At 59.7% G+C, this 22,433-nt stretch carries 15 protein-coding genes and 1 pseudogene; 8 read left to right on the forward strand and 8 right to left on the reverse strand.

The genetic code is table 11. From position 1 onward, the window contains the following. Positions 1-24: 24 nt before the first annotated feature. Positions 25-1,074 (forward strand): SPFH domain-containing protein, encoded by a 1,050-nt coding sequence (locus tag OK142_RS09545; RefSeq protein WP_498682363.1) that lies wholly within the window; start codon positions 25-27, stop codon positions 1,072-1,074. A 2-nt stretch (positions 1,075-1,076) separates the two neighbouring features. Then, a complete protein-coding gene (locus OK142_RS09550; protein ID WP_498682365.1) occupies positions 1,077-1,544 on the forward strand; it encodes an NfeD family protein in 468 nt (155 codons plus the stop codon). Positions 1,545-1,547: 3 nt separating this feature from the next. Here the strand turns inward: OK142_RS09550 and OK142_RS09555 are convergent, their stop codons facing one another. Continuing rightward, the gene (locus OK142_RS09555) at positions 1,548-2,543 is read right to left on the reverse strand and encodes a KpsF/GutQ family sugar-phosphate isomerase (RefSeq protein WP_498682368.1); all 996 of its coding nucleotides are present in this window, start codon (positions 2,541-2,543) and stop codon (positions 1,548-1,550) included. 73 nt (positions 2,544-2,616) lie between these two features. Continuing rightward, positions 2,617-2,982 (reverse strand): PAS domain-containing protein, encoded by a 366-nt coding sequence (locus OK142_RS09560; protein ID WP_082185329.1) that lies wholly within the window; start codon positions 2,980-2,982, stop codon positions 2,617-2,619. Positions 2,983-3,396: 414 nt separating this feature from the next. Here OK142_RS09560 and uppP point away from each other — a divergent pair, with 414 nt between their 5' ends. Further along, positions 3,397-4,881 (forward strand): polysaccharide biosynthesis protein UppP, encoded by a 1,485-nt coding sequence (gene uppP, locus OK142_RS09565; RefSeq protein ID WP_216333199.1) that lies wholly within the window; start codon positions 3,397-3,399, stop codon positions 4,879-4,881. Between the two features lie 74 nt (positions 4,882-4,955). Here uppP and galU read toward each other — a convergent pair whose 3' ends face one another. Continuing rightward, positions 4,956-5,843: a UTP--glucose-1-phosphate uridylyltransferase GalU gene (galU, locus tag OK142_RS09570; protein WP_082185327.1), complete on the reverse strand. Its 888-nt coding sequence runs from the start codon at positions 5,841-5,843 to the stop codon at positions 4,956-4,958. A 195-nt stretch (positions 5,844-6,038) separates the two neighbouring features. Here galU and OK142_RS09575 point away from each other — a divergent pair, with 195 nt between their 5' ends. From OK142_RS09575 to OK142_RS09590, 4 genes are all read left to right on the forward strand, one after another. Further along, the gene (locus tag OK142_RS09575; protein WP_498682370.1) at positions 6,039-7,262 is read left to right on the forward strand and encodes a lytic murein transglycosylase; all 1,224 of its coding nucleotides are present in this window, start codon (positions 6,039-6,041) and stop codon (positions 7,260-7,262) included. Between the two features lie 64 nt (positions 7,263-7,326). Then, positions 7,327-8,562 (forward strand): SGNH/GDSL hydrolase family protein, encoded by a 1,236-nt coding sequence (locus OK142_RS09580; protein WP_137039221.1) that lies wholly within the window; start codon positions 7,327-7,329, stop codon positions 8,560-8,562. A 206-nt stretch (positions 8,563-8,768) separates the two neighbouring features. Continuing rightward, positions 8,769-9,443, forward strand: a complete 675-nt coding sequence (locus OK142_RS09585; protein WP_035242915.1) for a response regulator transcription factor — start codon at positions 8,769-8,771, stop codon at positions 9,441-9,443. Next, a complete protein-coding gene (locus tag OK142_RS09590) occupies positions 9,440-10,792 on the forward strand; it encodes a sensor histidine kinase (RefSeq protein ID WP_498682373.1) in 1,353 nt (450 codons plus the stop codon). Before OK142_RS09585 ends, OK142_RS09590 begins: the two co-directional genes overlap by 4 nt. 180 nt (positions 10,793-10,972) lie before the next feature. Here the strand turns inward: OK142_RS09590 and OK142_RS09595 are convergent, their stop codons facing one another. The 3 genes and pseudogenes from OK142_RS09595 to gltB form a co-directional block, all read right to left on the reverse strand. Continuing rightward, a complete protein-coding gene (locus OK142_RS09595; RefSeq protein WP_003497725.1) occupies positions 10,973-12,427 on the reverse strand; it encodes a glutamate synthase subunit beta in 1,455 nt (484 codons plus the stop codon). Between the two features lie 15 nt (positions 12,428-12,442). Next, positions 12,443-12,601: a hypothetical protein gene (locus OK142_RS09600; protein WP_158001527.1), complete on the reverse strand. Its 159-nt coding sequence runs from the start codon at positions 12,599-12,601 to the stop codon at positions 12,443-12,445. Between the two features lie 8 nt (positions 12,602-12,609). Continuing rightward, positions 12,610-17,256 (reverse strand): annotated as a pseudogene (gltB, locus tag OK142_RS09605) (glutamate synthase large subunit); the annotation flags it as partial. Positions 17,257-17,726: 470 nt separating this feature from the next. On the opposite strand from gltB, the gene OK142_RS09610 reads away from it, so the two are divergent. Continuing rightward, positions 17,727-18,779: a threonine aldolase family protein gene (locus OK142_RS09610; protein WP_313613885.1), complete on the forward strand. Its 1,053-nt coding sequence runs from the start codon at positions 17,727-17,729 to the stop codon at positions 18,777-18,779. 181 nt (positions 18,780-18,960) lie between these two features. Here OK142_RS09610 and OK142_RS09615 read toward each other — a convergent pair whose 3' ends face one another. Continuing rightward, positions 18,961-19,650: a response regulator transcription factor gene (locus OK142_RS09615; RefSeq protein ID WP_003497737.1), complete on the reverse strand. Its 690-nt coding sequence runs from the start codon at positions 19,648-19,650 to the stop codon at positions 18,961-18,963. Between the two features lie 60 nt (positions 19,651-19,710). Further along, the gene (locus OK142_RS09620) at positions 19,711-22,413 is read right to left on the reverse strand and encodes a DUF4118 domain-containing protein (protein ID WP_498682375.1); all 2,703 of its coding nucleotides are present in this window, start codon (positions 22,411-22,413) and stop codon (positions 19,711-19,713) included. Between the last annotated feature and the right edge of the window lie 20 nt (positions 22,414-22,433).

Here is a 22,433-nt window from a genome sequence, read left to right on the forward strand (position 1 = left end):
GGTTCTTACCCTGGAGGAAATGTGATGATTGCATTGGGCGGTTTCGATATTGTTGTTCTGGCAGCGGTGGTGCTGGTTATTCTGGTGCTGTTTGCCGGCATCAAGACCGTGCCGCAGGGGCATCGTTACACGGTTGAACGGTTCGGGCGTTACACCCGTACGCTCGAGCCCGGCCTGAACCTCATCGTGCCCTTCATCGAAAGCATCGGTTCGAAAATGAATGTCATGGAGCAGGTGCTCCATATACCGACGCAGGAAGTTATCACACGCGATAATGCCAGTGTCTCCGCCGATGCCGTCACCTTCTATCAGGTCCTCAATGCCGCCCAGGCCGCCTACCAGATTTCCAATCTGGAAATGGCGATCGAAAACCTCACCATGACGAACATCCGCTCGGTAATGGGCTCGATGGACCTCGACGAATTGCTGTCGAACCGCGATGCGATCAATGATCGCCTTCTGCGCGTGGTGGACGAGGCTGTCGGGCCTTGGGGCATCAAGGTCACCCGCATCGAGATCAAGGACATTGCGCCGCCGAAGGACCTCGTCGATTCCATGGCACGGCAGATGAAGGCGGAGCGTGAAAAACGCGCGCAGGTGCTGGAGGCAGAAGGCGCCCGCAACGCCCAGATTCTGCGCGCCGAAGGTGCAAAGCAATCGGCCATTCTTGAGGCGGAAGGTCAACGCGAGGCCGCGTTCCGCGATGCCGAGGCCCGCGAACGTCTGGCCGAGGCTGAAGCCAACGCCACCCGCATGGTGTCGGACGCCATCGCCGCCGGCAATGTCCATGCCATCAACTATTTCGTCGCCCAGAAATATACCGAGGCGCTCGCCGAGATCGGCACCGCCAAGAATTCCAAGATCGTGCTGATGCCGATGGAGGCCTCGGCGCTGATCGGTTCGCTCGGCGGTATCGGCACGATTGCAAAAGAGGTCTTCGGCGACAGGGGCGATGCGCCAACCGCACCCGCCGCCCCCACATCTTCCCGCTCGGTGCCACCGACGCGGTCTTCCGGCCAGACCATCAATGTCACGGTGCCCGGCAATCCCTTCGGCTCTTCATCGGAGAAGTGACGATGCTGCAACGGCTCGCCTCGGAATTTGGACCATGGAGCTGGTGGATCGTCGGCTTCATTCTGCTGGCCGCCGAACTCGTTGCTCCAGGGGTGTTCCTGATCTGGATCGGCCTTGCCGCGCTGGTCATCGGCGCGGTCTCGCTGTTTTTGTGGGACACGGCATTCTGGGCATGGCAATTGCAATTTGTGCTCTTTGCCGCCCTCTCCATCATCTTTGCCCTGCTTGGCCGGCGATATTTCGGCAGAAACCGGGAAACCAGCGACGAACCCTTTCTCAATCAGCGAGAGGCAAGCCTTGTCGGCCGCACCGCGACGTTGCAGGAGCCGATCGTCGAAGGGCGAGGCCGGATAAGGCTGGATGACACATGGTGGTCCGTCAACGGCGAGGATATGCCTGCCGGAACACGTGTCAGGATCGCGGCCGCGCGTGGTCGAACCCTCACGATAGAACCGCTCGACCGATCCTGACGGTCAGGCGACGCCGATCCGCAGAAGATCGTGGAAATGCACCAGTCCGATCGGCCGGTTGTCGTCATCGATGACGATAAGTGCGCCAATGTGGAATTTTTCAAGCGTCGCCAGAGCGCTGGTCGCCAGCACCGATTTTTTGACCGTTTTTGGATTGCGGGTCATGATGTCGTCAACCGTCAATTCGGCGAGGTTGCGCGACAGGTTGCGAGCCAGATCGCCCTCGGTGACGATGCCGCACAGGCGGCCATCCTCGTCGAGAATGCCAACGCAGCCGAAATGCTTGCGGGAGAGAACGCCGACCGCTTCCGGCATGGCCGTACCCTTGGTGACCAGCGGCACGCGATCACCCGTATGCATGATATCGCTGACCAGCGTGAGGCTTGCGCCCAGTTTGCCACCGGGATGAAACACCCTGAAATCGCCGGCGGTGAAATTGCGTGCCTCCAGAAGTGCCACGGCAAGGGCATCGCCGAGTGCCAGCTGCATCAATGTGGAGGTTGTGGGGGCGAGACCGAGTGGGCAGGCTTCCTGTTCATTGGGAACGAGAAGCACGATGTCGGAGGCTTTCGCGAGCGATGAGTTTTCGGAACAGGTGAGCGCGATCAGAGGAATGGAGAACCGGCGCGAATAGTTGATGATGCTGCGCAGCTCCGCACTTTCCCCGCCTTTGGAGATGGCTAAAACCACGTCATCACCGCCGATCATCCCCAGATCGCCGTGATTGGCCTCCGCCGCATGCACAAAAAAGGCAGGCGTGCCCGTCGAGGCGAATGTGGCCGCGAGCTTCGCGCCTATATGTCCGCTTTTGCCGACCCCTGTTATGATGAGACGGCCATTTGACTGGCCGATGGTCTCGATCGCCTTGCAGAAAGGCTCGGAAAGACCGTTCCTGAGAGCGTCCTCAAGAGCGGCAAGGCCAGCCCGCTCCATCGAAATCGTCCGCACCGCGGATTTGATGGCATTGTCTTCGACCAGTTTGACGGCGCGCGTAATCATGGCCGACTGTTACTCTTTCACCCGGAATATGTCCACTCTCCAGCCGGCGAGCGCTGCTTTTTAGTGGCGCAAGTCAGTGCCGCAAGTCGGGCGGAGAAATTTCCTCAATCGTGCCAAGCCGCTTGAAAGGGATGTTTTCCTCATCGACCAGATATCGCCCGACCGTCCTTACCCACGAGACCGTTCCGTCACCACGGCGCACCGCATATTCCTGGCTGTAGAAGCTTGCGGCCTTCAGCGTGGTCAACGCGGTCTCGATGACGCGATTTCGATGATCAAGATCCACTTTTTCAAGCATCTGGAAAATGCTGATGCCCTGCATCGCCTGCCTCAGCGGAATTCCGAAGAGTTCAGCGCAGATTTCGTCGAGATAAAATCGGTCGTTGGTAATATCCCAGCAATAAAAACCAACCTGATTGATGTTCAAAACGGGATTCATGAAAAGAAACTGTCACAAAAAATAAAAATCAACAGGATTTGCTGAGCGCTTATGGCCAGCACCACGAATTATAGGACAATTCCGTGCCAAATTGAAACGTTTAAATCTTATCATATTAGAAATATTTTTCATTAAGGCATAGGTCTCCGAACAGTCCGGCCTCAGGAAATTGACCTGCCGCCGCGGACCAAAACGGCCGCTGATATCCCGCTGCCACCGCAACGCTGAAATCCCGGCAATCTTTATCAACTGTTAACCATAAAAAACCTATTGTTAAAGCGATGTTAAAACTTGCGTCGCCTGCCTGATCGCCGGTTTGTCCACATCATTTCTCCGGCCTGTCGCTCAATGGCCTGGAGAAGTGCTTGGCGAACTTTCGATCCGGCATCGGCCAAATTCGCCGGGTGAAGAGGAATGAATGTGAAGGGCGCCGCCACACGTCTGCCGACGTCGCGGAAAGCAGCAACCATGCTGCTTGCCTGCACGCTTCTTTGCACGTCCGGAAACGCTTTCGCACAGACTGCGGTCACGACACCCCTGCCCAATGCAGTTCCCTCCCGCGACGGAACGCCTCCCGGCACGCCGACAGCAGAGACTGAGGCGAATACGGCGCAGACCACTGCACCTGCACCCGCGCCGCAACTGTGGCGCCCCTCGAACAATCCCGGCGATGCGATCTTCGAACAGCAGGACGAAGCGGGACAGCCCTATGCCGAGGCCGAAAATCCCTATGAGCCGACGGTAGACGGTGGCGAAAACCCGCAAATAGCGACCCAGCCGGGACAGACCCCCGGCATAAGGCTCGGCACATTCCTGTTGCGGCCATCGATCAGCCAGACGATCAACACGGAAAAACAGACCAATACCGGCGGCCCTTCCCGGCGCAACTATCTGACGACGGGCATACGGGGTACGCTGACCAGCGACTGGTCCCGCCACGCGCTGACGGTGACGGGTGATGGCGCCTGGGAGAGGAACTTCGGCAGCGACAAGGATGGCGAGGAGCCGAGGGCAAGGCTCGAGGCCGATCTGCGCCTCGATCTTGGTGAAGAAACAACGGCCAATCTCACGGCCGGTTACGAATTCAGCCGCGAAGATACGACAGATCCCAACGCTTTGACCGGCGCATCGGTGCAGGGTGGCGAACACCGCTTCACCGCCGGCGCATCGATCGAACGGGATTTCGGCAAGCTGCGCGGGCTTGCGGCGCTCGACCTGTCGCGAACGGTCTATACGGATGCGAAGGGCCTGAACGGCCAGCCGATCAGCCTCAGCGACCGCGACCAGAAAGCCGCGAACCTGCGCGGGCGCATCGGCTACGAATTGTCGCCGGCCTTGATCCCCTTCCTCGAACTGAACGCCGGAACAACGAAGTATGACCGGCGTCTCGATAATTCCGGTTACGCCCGCTCCTCGAATTCCTATGGCGCGAAGATCGGAACCGAGGTCGATCTCGGCGAAAAGACGCGCGGTGAGGCCGCCATCGGTTACCTGCGCAAGCAATATGACGACGACCGCCTTGCCGCCATCGGCGCGCTGACGCTGGACGGCGAACTGAACTGGTCACCCCAGCGCGGCACCAACGTCAATCTCGGGCTGCGCACGATGATAGAGGACTTCGCCGGCGGCCCGCAGGGCGGCTGGATTTCCTATCGGCTCGATGCCGGCCTGACCCACGAATTGCGCAGCAATCTGGTTGCACGATTGACGGGGCAGGTCGTCCACCGGACATTCCCCTCCTCTGACATCGAGAATGCGGTGGAATATACCGCAGGCGCCGGCCTGACCTGGGGCCTGAACCGCTATCTCGACCTGACGGCGGACGTCAGCTACCAGTGGACGCCGGTTTATGACAGCAGCGAACTGCGTTTCGGCGCCGGACTTGTCCTGAAGCGATAAACAGCTTCAAAACAGAAATCCCGGCGCAAGGCCGGGATTCCCATGACATATTTTGATGGCATATCTGGGCTGAATTACTTCAGACCTTCGATCAGGGCCTTGATCGGCTCCTCGATCGCAGGACGGATATCACCACGCTCCAGGGCGAAGGCAACGTTGGCCAGGATGAAACCATCCTTGGCGCCGCAATCGAAGGTCTGGCCGCGGAAATGATAGCCGGCAAACTCCTGCGACTGGGCAAGCGTCAACATGCCGTCCGTCAGCTGGATTTCGTTGCCGGCGCCCCGTTCCTGATTTTCGAGAATGTCGAAAATCTCGGGCTGAAGGATATAACGGCCGTTGATGTAGAAATTCGACGGCGCCGTTCCCTTGGCCGGCTTCTCGACCATTTCGGTGATCTTGAAACCTTCGCCCACGGCATCGCCCACGCCGACAATACCGTATTTATGCGTCTGATCAGGGGCGCACTCCTGCACCGCGATGACGTTGCCGGCGGTCTGGTCGTAAAGTTCGACCATGCCCTTCAGGCAGCTCTTCTGCGAATGCATGATCATGTCAGGCAAAAGCACGGCGAAAGGCTCGTCACCGACGATGTCCCGTGCGCACCATACCGCATGGCCAAGGCCGAGCGGCACCTGCTGGCGCGTGAAGCTTGCCGTGCCCGCCTTGGGCAGAAGGCCGGCCAGCAATGTCAGCTCGGCATTCTTGTTGCGCTCGCGCAGCATCTGTTCGAGTTCAAATTGAATATCAAAATAATCTTCGATCACGGCCTTGCCGCGGCCGGTGACGAATACAAAATGCTCGATGCCCGCTTCCGCCGCCTCGTCGACGACGTATTGAATGACAGGCTTGTCGACGACGGTGAGCATCTCTTTCGGAACCGCCTTGGTTGCGGGCAGGAAACGCGTGCCGAGACCTGCGACCGGAAATACGGCCTTCCGAATTTTCTTCTGTTCTACCACATATCCCTCCTGAGAGATAAAACTTGATCACAATCCCCGCACGCTGTTGTTATTTCAAAAATAACAACGTTTTGTAAAGGGTGACGCTACCATCTATTAATGGTAAAGAATTTGTTGACGTTCTTTTGTTATCCATGACGACGCCCGATGCGTTTTCGCAATCGAAATGACATTCGAGAGAACGAAAGACTGACGATGATAAAGATGATCCTTTCAGGTGTCCGCAAATTCGGCTGCATGATGGTTGCAGGTTTGGCAATCTCGCTGGCGCCCGTTTCTGCTCACGCAGATGCGGGGTTCAGACAGTGGATCAACCAGTTCTACGCAACAGCCGCCAAAGAAGGCATTAGCAAGGCCACATATCAAAAGGCCTTTGCCGGCGTCAGCGAGCCGGATCCGGATGCGCTGCGCAAGGCGACTTTTCAGCCGGAATTCACCACCCAGATCTGGGATTATCTCGATTCCCGCGTGAACCCCTATACGGTGCGGATCGGCCGCGAGATGAAGATGAAGCATGCGACGACCCTCAACTGGATCGAGCGCAACTTCAACGTCGATAAACATATCATCCTTGCCATCTGGTCGATGGAATCCAATTACGGCGCCGTTCTCGAAAAGCCGGAGCGACTGCACAATATTCCGCAGGCGCTGGCCACACTTGCCTATTCCGACCCCAAGCGCGCCAAATTTGCGCGCACGCAATTGATCGCCGCGCTCAAAATCCTGCAGGCGGGCGATGTGACGCCCAAGCAGCTGACGGGCTCCTGGGCGGGCGCGATGGGTCACACCCAGTTCATTCCGACCAGCTATCTGCTTTATGCGGTGGATGCTGATGGCAACGGCAAGCGCGATATCTGGCACTCGGTTCCCGACGCGCTGGCAACGGCTGCCAATCTTCTTTCCCGGAATGGCTGGGAGCCCGGCCGGACCTGGGGTTACGAGACCGCAGTGCCGCGGGGCGGCGCGCGTTACGAAGGCCAGACGAAGACGATTACCGAATGGGCAAAGCTTGGTTTTGCCCGCCCGAACGGCAAGAATTTCACCCGCGGCTCCGACCGCGCCATGCTGAAATTGCAGGGCGGCGCAAACGGCCCCGGGTTCCTGATGATGAAAAACTTCTTCACCATCAAGAAATACAACGCATCGGACAGCTATGCGCTGGCAGTTGGCCTGCTTGCCGACGAGATCGCCGGTTATGGCGGCATGCAGCAGAAATGGCCACGCCCGGATGGCACGCTCGATATTCGTGAAAAGTTCGAACTCCAGACCCGCATGAAGGAACTGGGTTATTACGACGGCGAGATCGACGGCAATTTCGGCTCCGGTTCGAAGGCTGCCATCAGCGCCATCCAGTCGCGCATGGGCATGGAAAATGACGGCCAGCCGTCGCAGCGATTGCTGAGAGCCCTGCGCAACTAATAGTGTGCCGGCAAATTCGGCGACGGTCGTTACCGCCGCCGAGCCATCCGGAAAGGTCGATGTCATGAGTAGGACACCTGCTGCGAAACGCGGAAAGACAGGCTGGCGCTTCTGCGTCATCATTCTTTGTGCGGCCATCTGCGCCCCGCTCGTGCCGTCCGAAAGCTTTGCCCAGGAACAGCGGCGCACCCTGTTCGAAATGCTGTTCGGCAGGCCCGTGGGCCGGGAGGATGCGCCGGGCCGCGAATACCAGCCGCGCAACCGCCGGGATTTCCCATCGGCCCCGCGCGAAAGAGCGGTCACTCGTCCGCAGCCCGCAAGAAAAGCGCCTTCGGTGGTTCAGATGCGAACCATAAAACCGGAGCCGGCCGCCAAGCTTGAAAATGCAAGGCGCGTGCTGGTGGTCGGCGATTTTCTGGCCGGAGGCATGGGCGAAGAACTGGTCAACGCCTTTGCCAGTTCGCCGGCAATTGCCGTGGATGTGCGGGCAAACGGCTCTTCCGGCCTCGTTCGCACCGATTATTACGACTGGTTCGCCAACCTGCCGCAGTTCATAAACGAAACCAACCCGGCCACAATCGTCATCATGATGGGATCGAACGATCGCCAGCAGATGCAGATCGGCGATATCAGGGAAAAATTCGGCACCGATGTGTGGTTCAAGGAATATGAGCGGCGGATCGATGAGCTTCTGACCATTGCCGGTCGCAAGAAGGTACCGCTGCTGTGGGTTGGACTGCCCGCTTTCCAGTCGCCGTCGCTCACGGCCGATCTCGTTGGCTTCAACCGGCTTTATCGCAGCCATGTCGAGAAATACGGCGGCGAATTCGTGGATGTGTGGGACGGTTTCGTCGATGAGGCCGGAAAATTCGTCATTACCGGTTACGACATGAACGGTCAGCAGGCCCGATTGCGCGAGGCCGACGGCGTTGGCATGACAAGCGCCGGCAAACGCAAGCTCGCCTTTTACGTCGAGAAATTCGTGCGCAGGCACCTCGACAGCGCCGGGCCGGACCTCGTGAAACTGGATGGCAGCAATCTGCCCGCGCTCACCTCGCTGCCGGCACTCGGCATCGACGCGGGACAGGTGCGTACGCAACCGATCAGCCTCACCGATCCCAATCTCGATGGCGGCGACAGGCTGCTTGGCGACACCCCAGCGACAGCCGGGCCGACACGCGTATCGGTGGTGGAATCGCCGCGCGAACGGCTGACCAAGCGTGGCGAGATGGCCGATGCGCCGGCGGGCCGTATCGATGACTATCGCATAGCCCCGGATACGGCACAGGCCAGGCAATAGGCGCTATCAGACCGGCAAGAGCCCGTCAGGGCGTAATGTTTAGGCAATCCGAAAATGGCAGGATAAGTGAAGCTCTGCAGGAATGCGGCCTTTAACCGCATTTTCGCATGGCGATCTTTCTTCGACACATCCACGAAACCGTCATTTTCATTTCATGCGCGACACCTTGCACGGAAAGCGCGCCCAGACATTGCCGAGAACAATTCATGCGCCTGCTGCTTGTTGAAGATGAACGCGAAATGGCAGCAGCCCTGTCCGCCGCCCTGCACCGGTTCGATATCATCGTGGACAATGTCGGGACGCTCGATCTTGCCCGTCATGCGATCATGGACGGCGTTCACGATCTTGTCGTGCTCGACCGGCAATTGCCGGATGGCGACGGCATCGAACTCATAGAAGATCTGCGCCTGCTGCCCGTCACCCCGCCCGTCATTGTGTTGACGGCGCAGGGAACGCTTGCGGACCGGGTGAACGGCCTGAACCTTGGAGCCGACGATTATCTCGGCAAACCCTTCGCCGTCGAGGAGCTTCTGGCCCGCATCCGCGCCCTGATGCGCAGACCGGCCGGCACCGTGACGATGACGGCGAAACTGGGCAAGCTGGAATTTTGCTTCGAAACCCGGGAGGTGCGCATCAAGGGGGAGTTCATTCCCCTGACGAGACGCGAACTGCTCATTCTCGAAGCCCTGCTGCGCCGGCAGGGCAGGACGGTGCTGCGATCGGTGCTCGAAGAGGCCGTTTATAATTTCGACGACGAGATCCAGTCCAATGCGCTTGATTCCCACATTTCGCGCCTGCGCCGCAAATTGCAGGCGGCGGATGCAGGCCTCGAAGTCCACGGCATTCGCGGCGTTGGTTATCTTCTGAGGGCGGCCGCATGAAGCTGGCCGGGAGGAAATCGCTCAAGCGTCGCCTGACAATTCAATTGCTGCTGTTCCAGATCGGCAGCCTTTTCATCGTCAGTGCTGCGATCGTCGCTTATCTGTCGAGTGGCGGCGCAGGCAGCGCCCTGCTCAGCCCGCAGGCAGCCCAGATTACCGCCAATGCAATCGTGCGGGACAAGGACGGTCGACCGGTGCTCGAGGAGACGCAAGATTTCATCGAGATGCGCAGCAACATGCCCGATTTCTGGTTCGTCGCGGTCGGCGAAAAGGGCGATGTCGTGCAGGGCGGGCCAGTGCCCGAAGCATTCAACATGGATCAGCAGCTCAGCGATATCAGGGTTTCCGATGTGCGCGACGCGGCCTTGTCCTATTCCTATCTTGCAGTCGTGCGCATCGCCGTCGTCCGCCGTGTTTCCGGACCGGCGGGCGAGTTCGTGATGATCGGCAAAGGCGGTCCGTTCAGCATGACATTCCCGGTTCTGCTGTTCTCCAACATATTGATCCTGCCGATCCTCATTCTCATGTCCATCGTCACGATCGTGACCATTCCCTGGATCATTCGCAGGGAATTTCTCGCCCTTTCCACCATTGCGCACACGGCAGAAACCATCGATATCGACAAGCGCGGATATCGGTTACCGGATGCCGATATTCCACGGGAGGTGCAGCCGCTCGTTCATGCGGTCAACGGCGCGCTGCAACGGCTGGACGATGGTTATGAACGGCACAAGCGTTTCATCCTCGATGCCGCCCATGAATTGCGAACCCCGGTCGCCATTCTCCAGACCCGTGTCGAAACGCTGCTGGACGGGCCGGACCGGAGCAGGATATTGGCCGATGCCAGCCGTATCGCCGTGCTTGCCGAACAATTGCTCGATCTGCAGCGACTTGGCGGGCAAAAGGCGCCCCTTATCCCGCTTGATCTCGTTGGCCTTTGCAGGTCGGTCGTGGCGGATATGGCGCCGCTTGCAATCTCTCAAGGCTACGAGCTTTCGTTCGAGCCGGAAGAGGAGCCTATCCTCGCCCTTGCCGATGACGCCTCGCTGCAACGCGCCCTGATGAACATCGTGCAAAATGCCATCGAACATGGCGGCAATCGCGGAACGATCACCATAAAAGTAGGGGCCAACCGCGTGATTGACATCTCCGACGAAGGCAACGGAATTCCCGAAGAGGACCGGGAAGCCGTGTTCGACGCATTCCACCGGTTGAGGCCCAAGGATCGCGGCACCGGGCTCGGTCTCAACCTCGTGCAGGAAATCGTCCGCTACCATGGCGGAGAGATCACCATCAGTGATTCTCCCGCTGGCGGGGCCTCCTTTCGCATCAGCCTCCCCTATTGCTGAACCAGTCCTGTCTTTTGAAGCACGTAATATTATTGCAATTCTCAGGCGCGATATATTGTCCGTCCCCCTGAATGCGAGACCTCCATCGCGTTCCGGTTCTCCAGTCAAACAAAAGGCCTGTTGTGAAACACAACAGGCCTTTCTGTTTTCGTTACGACGGCTTGCGCCGCATCGACCGGCTCAGCGCGGCAGGACGGTTGCGCCCATCAGCGCCTCGTCGATTGCGCGTGCCGCCTGGCGGCCTTCGCGGATGGCCCAGACCACCAGCGACTGGCCGCGGCGAACGTCGCCCGCCGCCCACAGCTTGTCGACCGAGGTCCTGTAGTCCGTCTCATTGGCGACCACATTGGTGGAGCCGCGACGATCGGTATTGAGCGTCAGCTTGCCATTCATTTCCTTCAGCACGCTATCGGTGAAGGGGCCGGAGAAGCCGATGGCGATGAAGGCGAGATCGGCCTTGATGATGAATTCCGTGCCGGCGATGGGCTTGCGGCGATCATCCACCTGACAGCACTTCACACCGGTCAGAACGCCATCTTCACCAACGAATTCGAGCGTGGCGACCTGGAACTCGCGGATGGCGCCTTCAGCCTGCGACGAAGAGGTGCGCATCTTGGTTGCCCAGAAAGGCCAGACCGCGAGCTTGTCTTCCTTTTCCGGCGGCATCGGGCGGATGTCGAGCTGCGTGACTTTCACCGCACCCTGACGGAAAGCCGTACCGACGCAGTCAGACGCCGTATCGCCGCCGCCGACAACGACGACGTGCTTGCCGCCGGCGAGGATCGGATCGGCAGGCCAGCCGATGCTGTCGATGTTTTCGCGGCCAACGCGGCGGTTCTGCTGTACGAGGTAAGGCATGGCGTCATGCACACCCTGAAGCTCAGCACCGCCGATACCGGCCGGACGCGGGGTTTCCGAACCACCGCAATAAAGAACGGCATCGTGGTCGGCCAGAAGCGCCTCGACCGTTACATCCACGCCGACATTGACGCCGCAATGGAAGGTGACGCCTTCGCCCTTGATCTGCTCGACACGGCGATCGATGAAGTTCTTCTCCATCTTGAAATCCGGGATGCCGTAACGCAGCAACCCGCCTGGCTTGGATTCACGCTCGTAGACATGAACCTCGTGACCGGCGCGGCCAAGCTGCTGTGCGGCTGCCATGCCCGAGGGCCCGGAACCGATGACGGCAACTTTTTTCCCGGTATGGATCGTCGCCGGCTTCGGCACGATGAAGCCCAATTCATACGCCTTGTCGGCAATCGCCTGCTCGACGGTCTTGATGGCGACCGGTGCATCCTCGAGGTTCAGCGTGCACGCCTCCTCACAAGGCGCGGGACAGACGCGGCCGGTGAACTCCGGGAAATTGTTGGTGGAATGGAGGTTGCGGATCGCCTCTTCCCAGTTGTTGTTATAGACGAGATCGTTCCAGTCGGGGATCTGGTTGTGCACGGGACAGCCGGTCGGGCCGTGACAATAGGGAATTCCGCAATCCATGCAGCGTGCCGACTGCTTCTGCACCTCGGCATCCGACATCGGAATGGTGAATTCGCGGAAATGGCGGATACGATCCGATGCCGGCTGATACTTACCCACCTGCCGGTCGATCTCCAGAAAACCTGTAACCTTGCCCACGTTTATGTCCTCACATCAAAGCGGAGCGCCTGTCGGGCCCCAGTACCAGGTGGCGAAACCGAAAACCGCCCCCAATACGATGAATTCAAATCCGGTCTCGCCGCTCGTCCAGTAGATCGCCGTGGGAACGGCGACCGCGATCATCAGCGAGACCAGTTGGTGTAGTATCCTCACGCGGCGGATTACTCCGCCGCCACGCCCATGCGCATGCGCTCCATTTCCTCAAGCGCACGACGGTATTCGACCGGCATGACCTTGCGGAACTTCGGACGGAACTCGCTCCAGCGGTCGAGTATATCCTTGGCGCGCGACGAATTCGTGTAATGGAAGTGGTTGGAGATCAGCTGGTAGAGGCGCTCCTCATCGTGGCGCGTCATGTCCTCGGAAACGTCTACACGTCCCTTGTGCATGAGGTCGCCGCCGTGATGATGCAGCTTCTCCAGCATGTCGTCCTCTTCCGGAACCGGCTCCAGCTCGACCATGGCCATGTTGCAGCGTGTGGCGAAATCACCCGTCTCATCGAGAACATAGGCCACGCCGCCGGACATGCCGGCCGCGAAGTTACGGCCCGTTTCACCGAGAACGACCACGATGCCGCCCGTCATATATTCGCAACCGTGATCGCCGACACCTTCGACAACTGCGACCGCACCGGAGTTGCGCACCGCAAAGCGCTCACCCGCGACACCGCGGAAATAGCACTCGCCGGTGATTGCGCCATAAAGCACGGTGTTGCCGACGATGATCGAGTTTTCCGCGACGATGCGGGTGTTTTCCGGCGGGCGCACGATGATGCGGCCACCCGACAGACCCTTGCCGACATAGTCGTTGCCGTCACCCACCAGATCGAAGGTGATGCCGCGTGCGAGGAAAGCGCCGAAGGACTGGCCCGCCGTGCCGCGCAGCGTCACGTGGATCGTATCGTCCTTCAGGCCCTTGTGGCCCCAGCGCTTGGCAAGCGTGCCTGATAGCATGGCGCCGGCGGAACGGTCGACGTTCTTGATCGGCACTTCGAACACGACAGGCTCGCGGTTTTCCAGCGATGGCAGCGACTTCTCGATCAGCTTGCGATCGAGAATGTCATCGATCGGGTGCTTCTGGCGCTCGGTCCAGAAGGTTGCCTCCTTGGGAGCCTCGACCTTGTGGAAGATGCGGCTGAAATCCAGCCCCTTGGCCTTCCAGTGTGCCAGCATCTCATCTTTTTCGAGCAGCTCGGAAGCGCCGATGATCTCGTCCAGCTTGGTAACGCCAAGCGAGGCAAGGATTTCGCGCACTTCTTCGGCCACGAAGAAGAAGTAGTTGATGACGTGCTCCGGCGTGCCCTTGAAGCGCTTGCGCAGAACCGGGTCCTGCGTTGCGACGCCGACCGGGCAGGTGTTGAGATGGCACTTGCGCATCATGATGCAGCCAGCCGCAATCAGCGGCGCGGTGGCAAAGCCGAATTCATCCGCACCGAGCAGCGCGCCGATGATGACGTCGCGGCCAGTCTTCAGGCCGCCATCCACCTGCAAGGCGATGCGCGAACGAAGGCCGTTCAGCACCAGCGTCTGCTGGGTTTCGGCAAGGCCGATTTCCCATGGGGAACCGGCGTGCTTCAGCGACGTCAGCGGCGAAGCGCCCGTGCCGCCATCGAAACCGGCAATGGTGATATGGTCGGCACGCGCCTTGGCGACACCGGCCGCAACCGTGCCGACGCCCACTTCCGACACCAGCTTCACCGAAACATCGGCTTCAGGGTTGACGTTCTTGAGGTCGTAGATCAGCTGCGCCAGATCTTCGATGGAATAGATATCGTGGTGCGGCGGCGGGGAAATGAGACCGACGCCCGGCGTCGAGTGACGGGTCTTGGCAACCGTCGCATCCACCTTGTGGCCGGGCAATTGTCCGCCTTCGCCGGGCTTGGCACCCTGCGCCACCTTGATCTGCAGCATGTCGGCATTGACGAGATATTCCGTCGTCACACCGAAGCGGCCGGATGCGATCTGCTTGATGGCCGAGCGTTCCGGGTTCGGCTTGCCGTTCAAAAGCGGCATGTAGCGGTCGGATTCTTCGCCGCCTTCGCCAGTGTTGGACTTGCCGCCGATGCGGTTCATGGCAATCGCAAGCGTCGTATGCGCCTCGCGGCTGATGGAGCCGAAGGACATCGCACCGGTCGAGAAACGCTTGACGATATCGACCGCCGGTTCAACCTCATCGATGGAAACAGGCTTGCGGCCGAGCGCTTCCGCCGACTTGACCTTGAACAGGCCACGGATGGTGTTCATGCGCAGCGCCGTCTCATTCACCATGCCGGCGAATTCGCGGTAACGCTCCTGGCTGTTGCCGCGCACAGCGTGCTGCAGCGAGGCAACCGCATCCGGCGTCCAGGCGTGGCTTTCGCCGCGCATGCGATAGGCATATTCGCCGCCAATATCGAGCGTGTTGGCAAGGATCGGGTCCTTGCCGAAGGCGGCCGTATGGCGTGTCACCGTTTCTTCGGCGATCTCGGTCAGACCCACACCCTCGATGGAGGTGGCGGTGCCGAAGAAATACTTCTCGACGAATTCCGACGACAGGCCGATGGCGTCGAAAATCTGCGCGCCGCAATAGGACTGGTAGGTGGAAATGCCCATCTTGGACATGACCTTGAGGATGCCCTTGCCGACCGCCTTGATGTAGCGATAGACGACTTCGTCGTCGGAGACTTCCTTCGGGAAAGCGCCGTGCTTGTGCATGTCGAGCAGCGTGTCGAAGGCGAGATAGGGGTTGATCGCCTCCGCACCGTAACCGGCGAGCAGACAGAAATGGTGAATTTCGCGCGGCTCACCGGTTTCAACGACGAGACCGACCGACGTGCGCAGGCCCTTGCGGATCAGGTGATGATGCACGGCGGCCGTCGCCAGGAGGGCGGGGATCGCAATGCGGTCCGGGCCAAGCTGACGGTCGGAGAGAACGATGATGTTGTAACCGCCGCGAACGGCCGATTCTGCACGCTCGCACAGGCGGTCGAGCATATCTGGCATGCCTTCGGCGCCGCGCTCCACATCATAGGTGAAGTCGAGCGTCTTGGTGTCGAAACGGTCTTCCGTGTGGCCGATGGAGCGGATCTTTTCCAGATCGCCATTGGTCAGGATCGGCTGGCGCACTTCCAGACGCTTGGCGCGGGCCGCACCTTCATGGTCGAGAATGTTCGGGCGCGGACCGATGAAGGAGACGAGGCTCATCACCAGTTCTTCGCGGATAGGGTCGATCGGCGGGTTGGTGACCTGCGCGAAGTTCTGCTTGAAATAGGTGTAGAGCAGCTTCGACTTTTCCGACATGGCCGAAATCGGCGTATCGGTGCCCATGGAGCCAATGGCTTCCTGACCGGTGGTCGCCATGGGCGACATCAGGAGCTTCGTATCTTCGCTGGTGTAACCGAAGGCCTGCTGGCGGTCGAGCAGCGACACGTCGCGGCGCAACGCGCGCGGTTCAACCGGCTTCAGCTCTTCGAGGATGAGCTGCGTGCGGTCGAGCCAGGTGCGGTAGGGGTGCTTGGCGGCAAGTTCGTGCTTCACTTCCTCGTCGGAAATGATCGAGCCCTTTTCCATGTCGATCAGCAGCATCTTGCCGGGCTGCAAACGCCACTTCTTGACGATGCGCTCTTCCGGCACCGGCAGCGTGCCGGCTTCAGACGCCATGATGATGCGGTCATCATCGGTGACGAGATAGCGCGCTGGGCGCAGGCCGTTGCGGTCGAGCGTTGCGCCGATCTGCTTGCCATCGGTAAAGGCGACGGCGGCCGGGCCGTCCCACGGCTCCATCAGCGCGGCGTGATATTCGTAGAATGCCTTGCGTTCGGCCGACATGGACTGGTTGCCGGCCCAGGCTTCCGGGATCAGCATCATCACGGCATGGGCCATGGAATAACCGCCGCGCACGAGGAATTCGAGCGCGTTGTCGAAGCAGGCGGTGTCCGACTGGCCTTCGTAAGAGATCGGCCAGAGCTTGGAGATATCGTCGCCGAACAGCGCCGACGAAACCGACGCCTGACGCGCCGCCATCCAGTTGACGTTGCCGCGCAGCGTGTTGATTTCGCCGTTATGGGCAACCATGCGGTAGGGATGTGCGAGCTTCCAGGACGGGAAGGTGTTCGTCGAGAAACGCTGATGCACCAGGGCAACCGCGGATTCGAAACGCGGATCCGCCAGATCCTTGTAATAGGCGCCTACCTGGTAGGCGAGGAACATGCCCTTGTAGACGATGGTCGAGGAGGACAGCGATACGGGATAGAAATCCTGCGTCTCCTTGCCGCCGCCCTCGTCGTAGATGCGGTTGGACAGCACCTTGCGGATGAGGAACAGCTTGCGCTCGAAATCGGCATTGGTGGCAGCGTCACGCCCGGCGCCGATGAAAACCTGAACATGGTGCGGCTCGGTTCCGGCGATATCCGGAGCCTTGGAGAGCGAGGCATTGTCAACCGGCACATCGCGGAAGCCGAGAAACTGCTGCTCCTCCTCGCCGATAACATCAACGATCACCTTCTTGTAGTGATCGATACGGGACGGATCGCGCGGCATGAAGATATGGCCAACGGCATATTCGCCGGCCTTCGGCAGCGTTACGCCCTGCGCCGCCATTTCCTCGCGGAAGAAGCGGTCGGGGATCTGCACGAGAATGCCCGCGCCATCACCCATCAGCGGATCGGCGCCGACAGCACCACGATGCGTCAGGTTTTCGAGAATGAACAGGCCGTCCTTGACGATCTGGTGCGACTTCTGACCCTTCATATGGGCAACGAAACCGACACCACAGGCATCATGTTCATTGGCCGGATCGTAAAGACCCTGCTTTTCCGGCAAGCCGCCCGCGAAACGCCCTTTCGCAGAAACGGGTGCGGCCGCAGCCGCGGTGGGACAGTCTGTGGTCAAGGTGGCGGCGGCGATCTCTGCCTGCGGCTTGTTCGTCATTTTTGTCCCTCCTGCAAAATTACCTGCATGGTTTCATGCGAAGATCCGGCTCGACACGAATTTCCGTTTACCGAAAAATCCGCACTCAACCCGGTTCGATCAAATTTAGGACAGCAAAGCTGTCTCAATTCGGAAGAATTTTGGCAGAAACTGGCGGATTTAGCAAGGGTGCGAATCCAATTAGTCGCACTACCGATTTGCAGCGAAGTTTCGATACTGACCTATTGCGCGAAACTTTCTGTCGTAAAGCGGCTCGACCCATTGCTTTCATTGCCGGATTTGCCAATCGCCAAGTTAGGTCCTAGAACTTTTGCCGGTCATCGGCCACGCATTGCCAAACCAGAACCTCAGCCATCGGAAAGCCTTCAGAGATGTTTTTTGCTTCAGACAATTGGGCCGGCGCCCACCCTGCCATCAACGAACGGCTTTCCCGGGAATCCACCCGGTTTGCCTCAGCTTACGGCAGCAGCGCCCTCGACCTTTCCATAGAAAAACGCTTCAACGAGATATTCGAGCGCGAAGTGGCTGTGTTCTTCGTCGCGACGGGCACGGCGGCCAATTCGCTTTCGCTGGCAAGCATCGCCCGCCCCGGCGGCCTGACCTTCTGTCACTCCGAAGCCCACGTCATCGAGGATGAGTGCGGCGCGCCGGATTTCTTCTCCGGCATGCGCATGGTCGCCGTTGAAGGGCCAAACGGCAAAATGCTGCCGGAAAACCTGATCGAGCGTATTTCACGTTATCCGCAGGATGCTGTTCACCACGGGCGCGCCGCAGCCATCACCATGACGCAGGCAACCGAGGCCGGCACGGTCTATACCCTCGATGAAATTGACGCGATCGCCAAGATCGCCAAGGAGAACGGCCTGCCGCTGCACATGGACGGCGCGCGTTTTGCCAATGCGCTTTCCGCACTCGGCACCACGCCCGCCGAAATGACCTGGAAACGCGGCGTCGACGTCCTGTCTTTCGGCGGCACGAAAAACGGCTGCTGGTGCGCGGAAGCCATCGTGTTTTTCGATCCCGCACTTGCCAAAGACTTCGCCTTCCTGCGCAAGCGCACCGCCCAGCTCTTTTCGAAGTCACGCTTCATCGCCGCGCAATTCGAGGCCTATTTGCAGGACGACCTGTGGCTTGGTCTCGCAAGCCACGCCAACGCCATGGCCAACCGGCTGCGCGCCGGCTTTGCCTCGCTCAACAGCGCGCGCTTGGCATGGCCGACCACCGCAAACGAGGTTTTCGCCATTCTGCCAAAGGCCGCCGCCGAAGCGGCAACGGAAAAGGGCGCGAAGTTCTATGACTGGCTGGTGCCGCGCGACATGCCGGAAAAGGTCGGAAAGGACGAAGTGCTGATCCGCATGGTCACCAGCTTTGCGACGACCGAAAGCGACGTGGACGAATTCCTGTCGATCTGCGCTTCCGTCTGATATTTCAGGGTGTCGTTTCATAACAGTGTCCGAAGAGTGATGGTATCGCTCTTCACAAATTGGATATCATCCTCGGGCTTGACCCGAGGATTTACTAAATTCAACGGGGATGGATCCTCGGGTCAAGCCCGAGGATGACGGAGGAGAGCGTCAGTGTGGGCGCTTCGCCTTAACGACGCACTCAAACTTCCTGCAACCGGTAACCGACACCGGTCTCCGTCAGAATGTAGCGCGGCTGGTCCGGGATTTTTTCGATTTTCTGGCGAAGCTGCCGCACATAGACCCGCAAATATTGCACGTCAGTGAGTTCGTCCCACACGTGTTCCAGCAGGAAACGGTGCGTCAGAACCTTGCCCGCATGCTGCACCAGAACCCGCAGAATATCATATTCCTTGGGCGAAAGTTTCACCTCCCGGTCCTCCACTTTCACGATACGCCTGACGAGATCAACCGAGAGATCACCAGTCTGAAAGACCGGCTTCTCCCCTTGGGTCTGCAGGCGATGGCGCAGGGCGACGCGGATGCGGGCGACGAGCTCGTTCATACCGAAAGGCTTGGTGATGTAATCATCCGCTCCCAGTTCCAGTGCCCTGACGATACCCGCTTCGTCCGTTCGGCTGGAAAGGATGATGACGGGCAGGGAAAGCCCTTCCCCCCGCCATTTTGCCAGAAGGTCATGCCCCGACATATCCGGCAGGCCAAGATCGAGAACCACAAGATCGGGCTTGTCCTCATTCACCAGCTCCATCGCGACGCGGGCATTCATCGCCTCGCTGACCGCATAGTCCTGCGTCGAGAGGCCTACTCGCAAAAGCTTGCGGATCGGCGGCTCATCATCGACGATCAGAATGCGGACGGCGGAATTGGTCATTTCCGATCTCCTTTGGCGGCATGGCAAGGCACGCGAATGATTCTCCCCTGAAATCGCGCCCTAGTCATGATCTAGCACAGCCGGCTCGGTGGGAACCGGCAAACCTATCGTGAATTGCGCGCCTGATCGACCCTGCCTGTTTTCCGCCCGGATCGACCCGCCCATGGCCTCGATGAACCCCTTGCAGATGGAAAGCCCGAGCCCTGTTCCGGCCTGCACGTGGTCGGCCTTGCGCACCCGGTAAAAACTGTCGAACACACGCTCCGTATCATCAGGGGGAATACCCGGCCCCTCATCGGCAACGGCGAGGAAAACACGTCTGCCCTGCCGCCACCCGCGAATGTCAATTGCGGTGTGTTCGGGCGCATATTTTGCCGCATTGTCGATGAGGTTGAACAGAACCTGTTCGAAAAGCACGGGATCGACCTTCAGCATCGGCAGGTCAGAGGGAATATCCAGAACGATCTCGTGCCTGACGACGATTTTTGCCGCCCGCGACAATGCCGTTCCGACCATGTCACCAACGAAATGCAGCCCGTAATTCGGCTCCATTGCGCCCGAGCCGATCCTCGTCATGTCGAGCAGGTTGGAGATGAAGCGGTTCAGCCGTTCGGATTCCTCAACAATCGTCGAAAGCAGTTCGGTGCGCGCATCGGGGGGAATGTCGTCGGCAAAATCCTTCAGCGTTCCGGCCGAACCCAGAATGGCGGCGAGCGGCGTTTTCAGGTCGTGGGAGATGGAGGTCAAAAGCGCGGTGCGCAGCCGGTCGGTCTCCGCCGCAAGCCTTGCACGGTCAACATCCGAGACCAGCTGAATGCGCTCTATGGCGAGTGCTGCCTGATCTGACAGCGCATCGAACATGCGCTGCTGTTCGGGCGTAAGAAGCGGGCCGAGCCGGTCGTCGTCCAGCCCCACGACGCCGACGGCGCCGCTGCCGGTGCGCAACGGCAGATAAAGCCGTTTGGCGCCGGGCAGCGTATCCGCGCCCCTTCCCGCAGCCTTGTTGTGTTCCCAGGCCCATTGGGCTGCCGCTATATCCGCATCCATCAGCGTATCGTCGGGAGGATAACCGGCCTTGACCGCAATCGTATTGTTTTCCGGCAGCAGCAGAACGACCCGGACGTTCAGCATTGACGCCATCTGGAAAGCGGTTGCCCACAACACGTCGTCCAGCGTGCCGGTGCCTGCCAGCTTTTTGGAAAACAGATAAAGGTCCTCGGTGGTTCGCGCCCTCGCACGCGCGGACGCCGCCTGCCGTTGCACGGCGACCGTCAGGTTGGAGCCGATAAGCGCCACGCCAAAATAAAACAGCAGGGCGACGACGCTATCGGGTGCGCTCACCGTCAGCGTGTAACGCGGCTCCAGAAAGAAGAAGTTGAAGGCGACGGCACCGAGCACGGAGGCATAAAGCGCCGGCGCCAACCCGCCGCGCACGGCAGCGGCCAGAACCGCCATCAGGAACACCAATGCCAGGTTTTGAACGTCGAGCGTCTGGTCAAGCACGATACCGACCAGGATCGCCAGCCCGACAAACAGGGTGCTCTTGAGATAGGGCAGCACCGAGAAACGTGATTGCACCAACAGCGGCTTCACGCTCTGCGCTGGTTTTTCCTCGCTCTTGTCGCCGGAGATGACATGCACGCTGATATCGCCAGCATGGTCGATCAGATCATGCGTCAGCGAGCGCTGCAGAATTCTCTGCCACCAGGATTTTCTGGGACGGCCGATGATGATGTGGGTGAAATTATTGGCATTGGCATAGGATATGATCTCGCGCGTGAGATCGAGCGCCGGCAGGGTCACGGTCTCCCCTCCGAGCTGCTGGGCGAGCCGCATGGTGCCCGCCAGCCGATCCTTCTCCGCCTCCGACAATTGCTGCGATCGGGGCGTGTCCAGATGCAATGCCGTCCAGGGTGCACGCAGCCGATCCGCCTGCCGGCGGGCATAACGCACCAGACCCGGACCGTTGCCGCCATGATCGAGACAGACCAGCACCCTGTCTCCCGCAGCCCAGGGGCCCGAAATGGCGTGCGACTGCATGTGGTTGAGCAATTGCTCGTCAACCCGCTGGGCTGTGCGCCGCAGCGCAAGCTCCCGCAAAGCCGTCAGATTGCCGCGTGAAAAATAATTCTCGATGGCGCGCCGTGCGGTGCGGGGCAGATAGACCTTGCCATCCTGCAGGCGCTTTATCAGATCGTCGGGGGTGATATCGATGATTTCAACATCGTCTGCCCGGTCGATGATGCTGTCCGGCACCGTTTCGCGCACACGGATGCGGGTGATTTGCGCCACGACATCGTTCAGGCTTTCCACATGCTGGATGTTCAGCGTCGTATAGACGTCGATGCCCTGTGCCAGGATTTCCTGAACATCCATATAGCGCTTGGGGTGGCGGCTGCCGGTGGCGTTGGTGTGTGCCAGTTCATCGACCAGAACAAGAGCCGGCCGACGGGCGAGAATGGCGTCGAGGTCCATCTCATCCAGTACCTGGCCGCGATAATCGATCTTCCTGCGCGCAATGATCTCGAAACCCTGCACCAGCGTTTCGGTTTCCTTGCGGCCATGCGTTTCCACGACACCAATGACCGTATCGACGCCATCCGCCAGTTTTGCCCGGCCCGACATCAGCATTTCATAGGTCTTGCCGACACCGGGCGCCGCGCCCAGAAAAATCTTCAGCCGGCCCCGCGCCTCGCGCCGGGCGTTTTCCAGCAGCGCATCCGGCGACGGTCTGCTCGGCATATTGCTGATATCGTCAGGCATTTAACCCACCAGTGGTCGAG

The sequence above is a fragment of the Agrobacterium sp. BT-220-3 genome (assembly GCF_025910175.1).
Lineage (GTDB): Bacteria > Pseudomonadota > Alphaproteobacteria > Rhizobiales > Rhizobiaceae > Agrobacterium > Agrobacterium oryzihabitans.

Bases quoted from the DNA above. Each gene is read 5' to 3' on its own strand.
- OK142_RS09580 (WP_137039221.1), top strand. From the start codon at position 7,327: ATGAGTAGGACACCTGCTGCGAAACGCGGAAAGACAGGCTGGCGCTTC.
- OK142_RS09620 (WP_498682375.1), bottom strand. From the start codon at position 22,413: ATGCCTGACGATATCAGCAATATGCCGAGCAGACCGTCGCCGGATGCG.
- OK142_RS09590 (WP_498682373.1), top strand. From the start codon at position 9,440: ATGAAGCTGGCCGGGAGGAAATCGCTCAAGCGTCGCCTGACAATTCAA.
- OK142_RS09560 (WP_082185329.1), bottom strand. From the start codon at position 2,982: ATGAATCCCGTTTTGAACATCAATCAGGTTGGTTTTTATTGCTGGGAT.
- OK142_RS09610 (WP_313613885.1), top strand. From the start codon at position 17,727: ATGTTTTTTGCTTCAGACAATTGGGCCGGCGCCCACCCTGCCATCAAC.
- OK142_RS09575 (WP_498682370.1), top strand. From the start codon at position 6,039: ATGATAAAGATGATCCTTTCAGGTGTCCGCAAATTCGGCTGCATGATG.
- OK142_RS09615 (WP_003497737.1), bottom strand. From the start codon at position 19,650: ATGACCAATTCCGCCGTCCGCATTCTGATCGTCGATGATGAGCCGCCG.
- OK142_RS09585 (WP_035242915.1), top strand. From the start codon at position 8,769: ATGCGCCTGCTGCTTGTTGAAGATGAACGCGAAATGGCAGCAGCCCTG.
- uppP (WP_216333199.1), top strand. From the start codon at position 3,397: ATGAATGTGAAGGGCGCCGCCACACGTCTGCCGACGTCGCGGAAAGCA.
- OK142_RS09550 (WP_498682365.1), top strand. From the start codon at position 1,077: ATGCTGCAACGGCTCGCCTCGGAATTTGGACCATGGAGCTGGTGGATC.
- OK142_RS09555 (WP_498682368.1), bottom strand. From the start codon at position 2,543: ATGATTACGCGCGCCGTCAAACTGGTCGAAGACAATGCCATCAAATCC.
- OK142_RS09545 (WP_498682363.1), top strand. From the start codon at position 25: ATGATTGCATTGGGCGGTTTCGATATTGTTGTTCTGGCAGCGGTGGTG.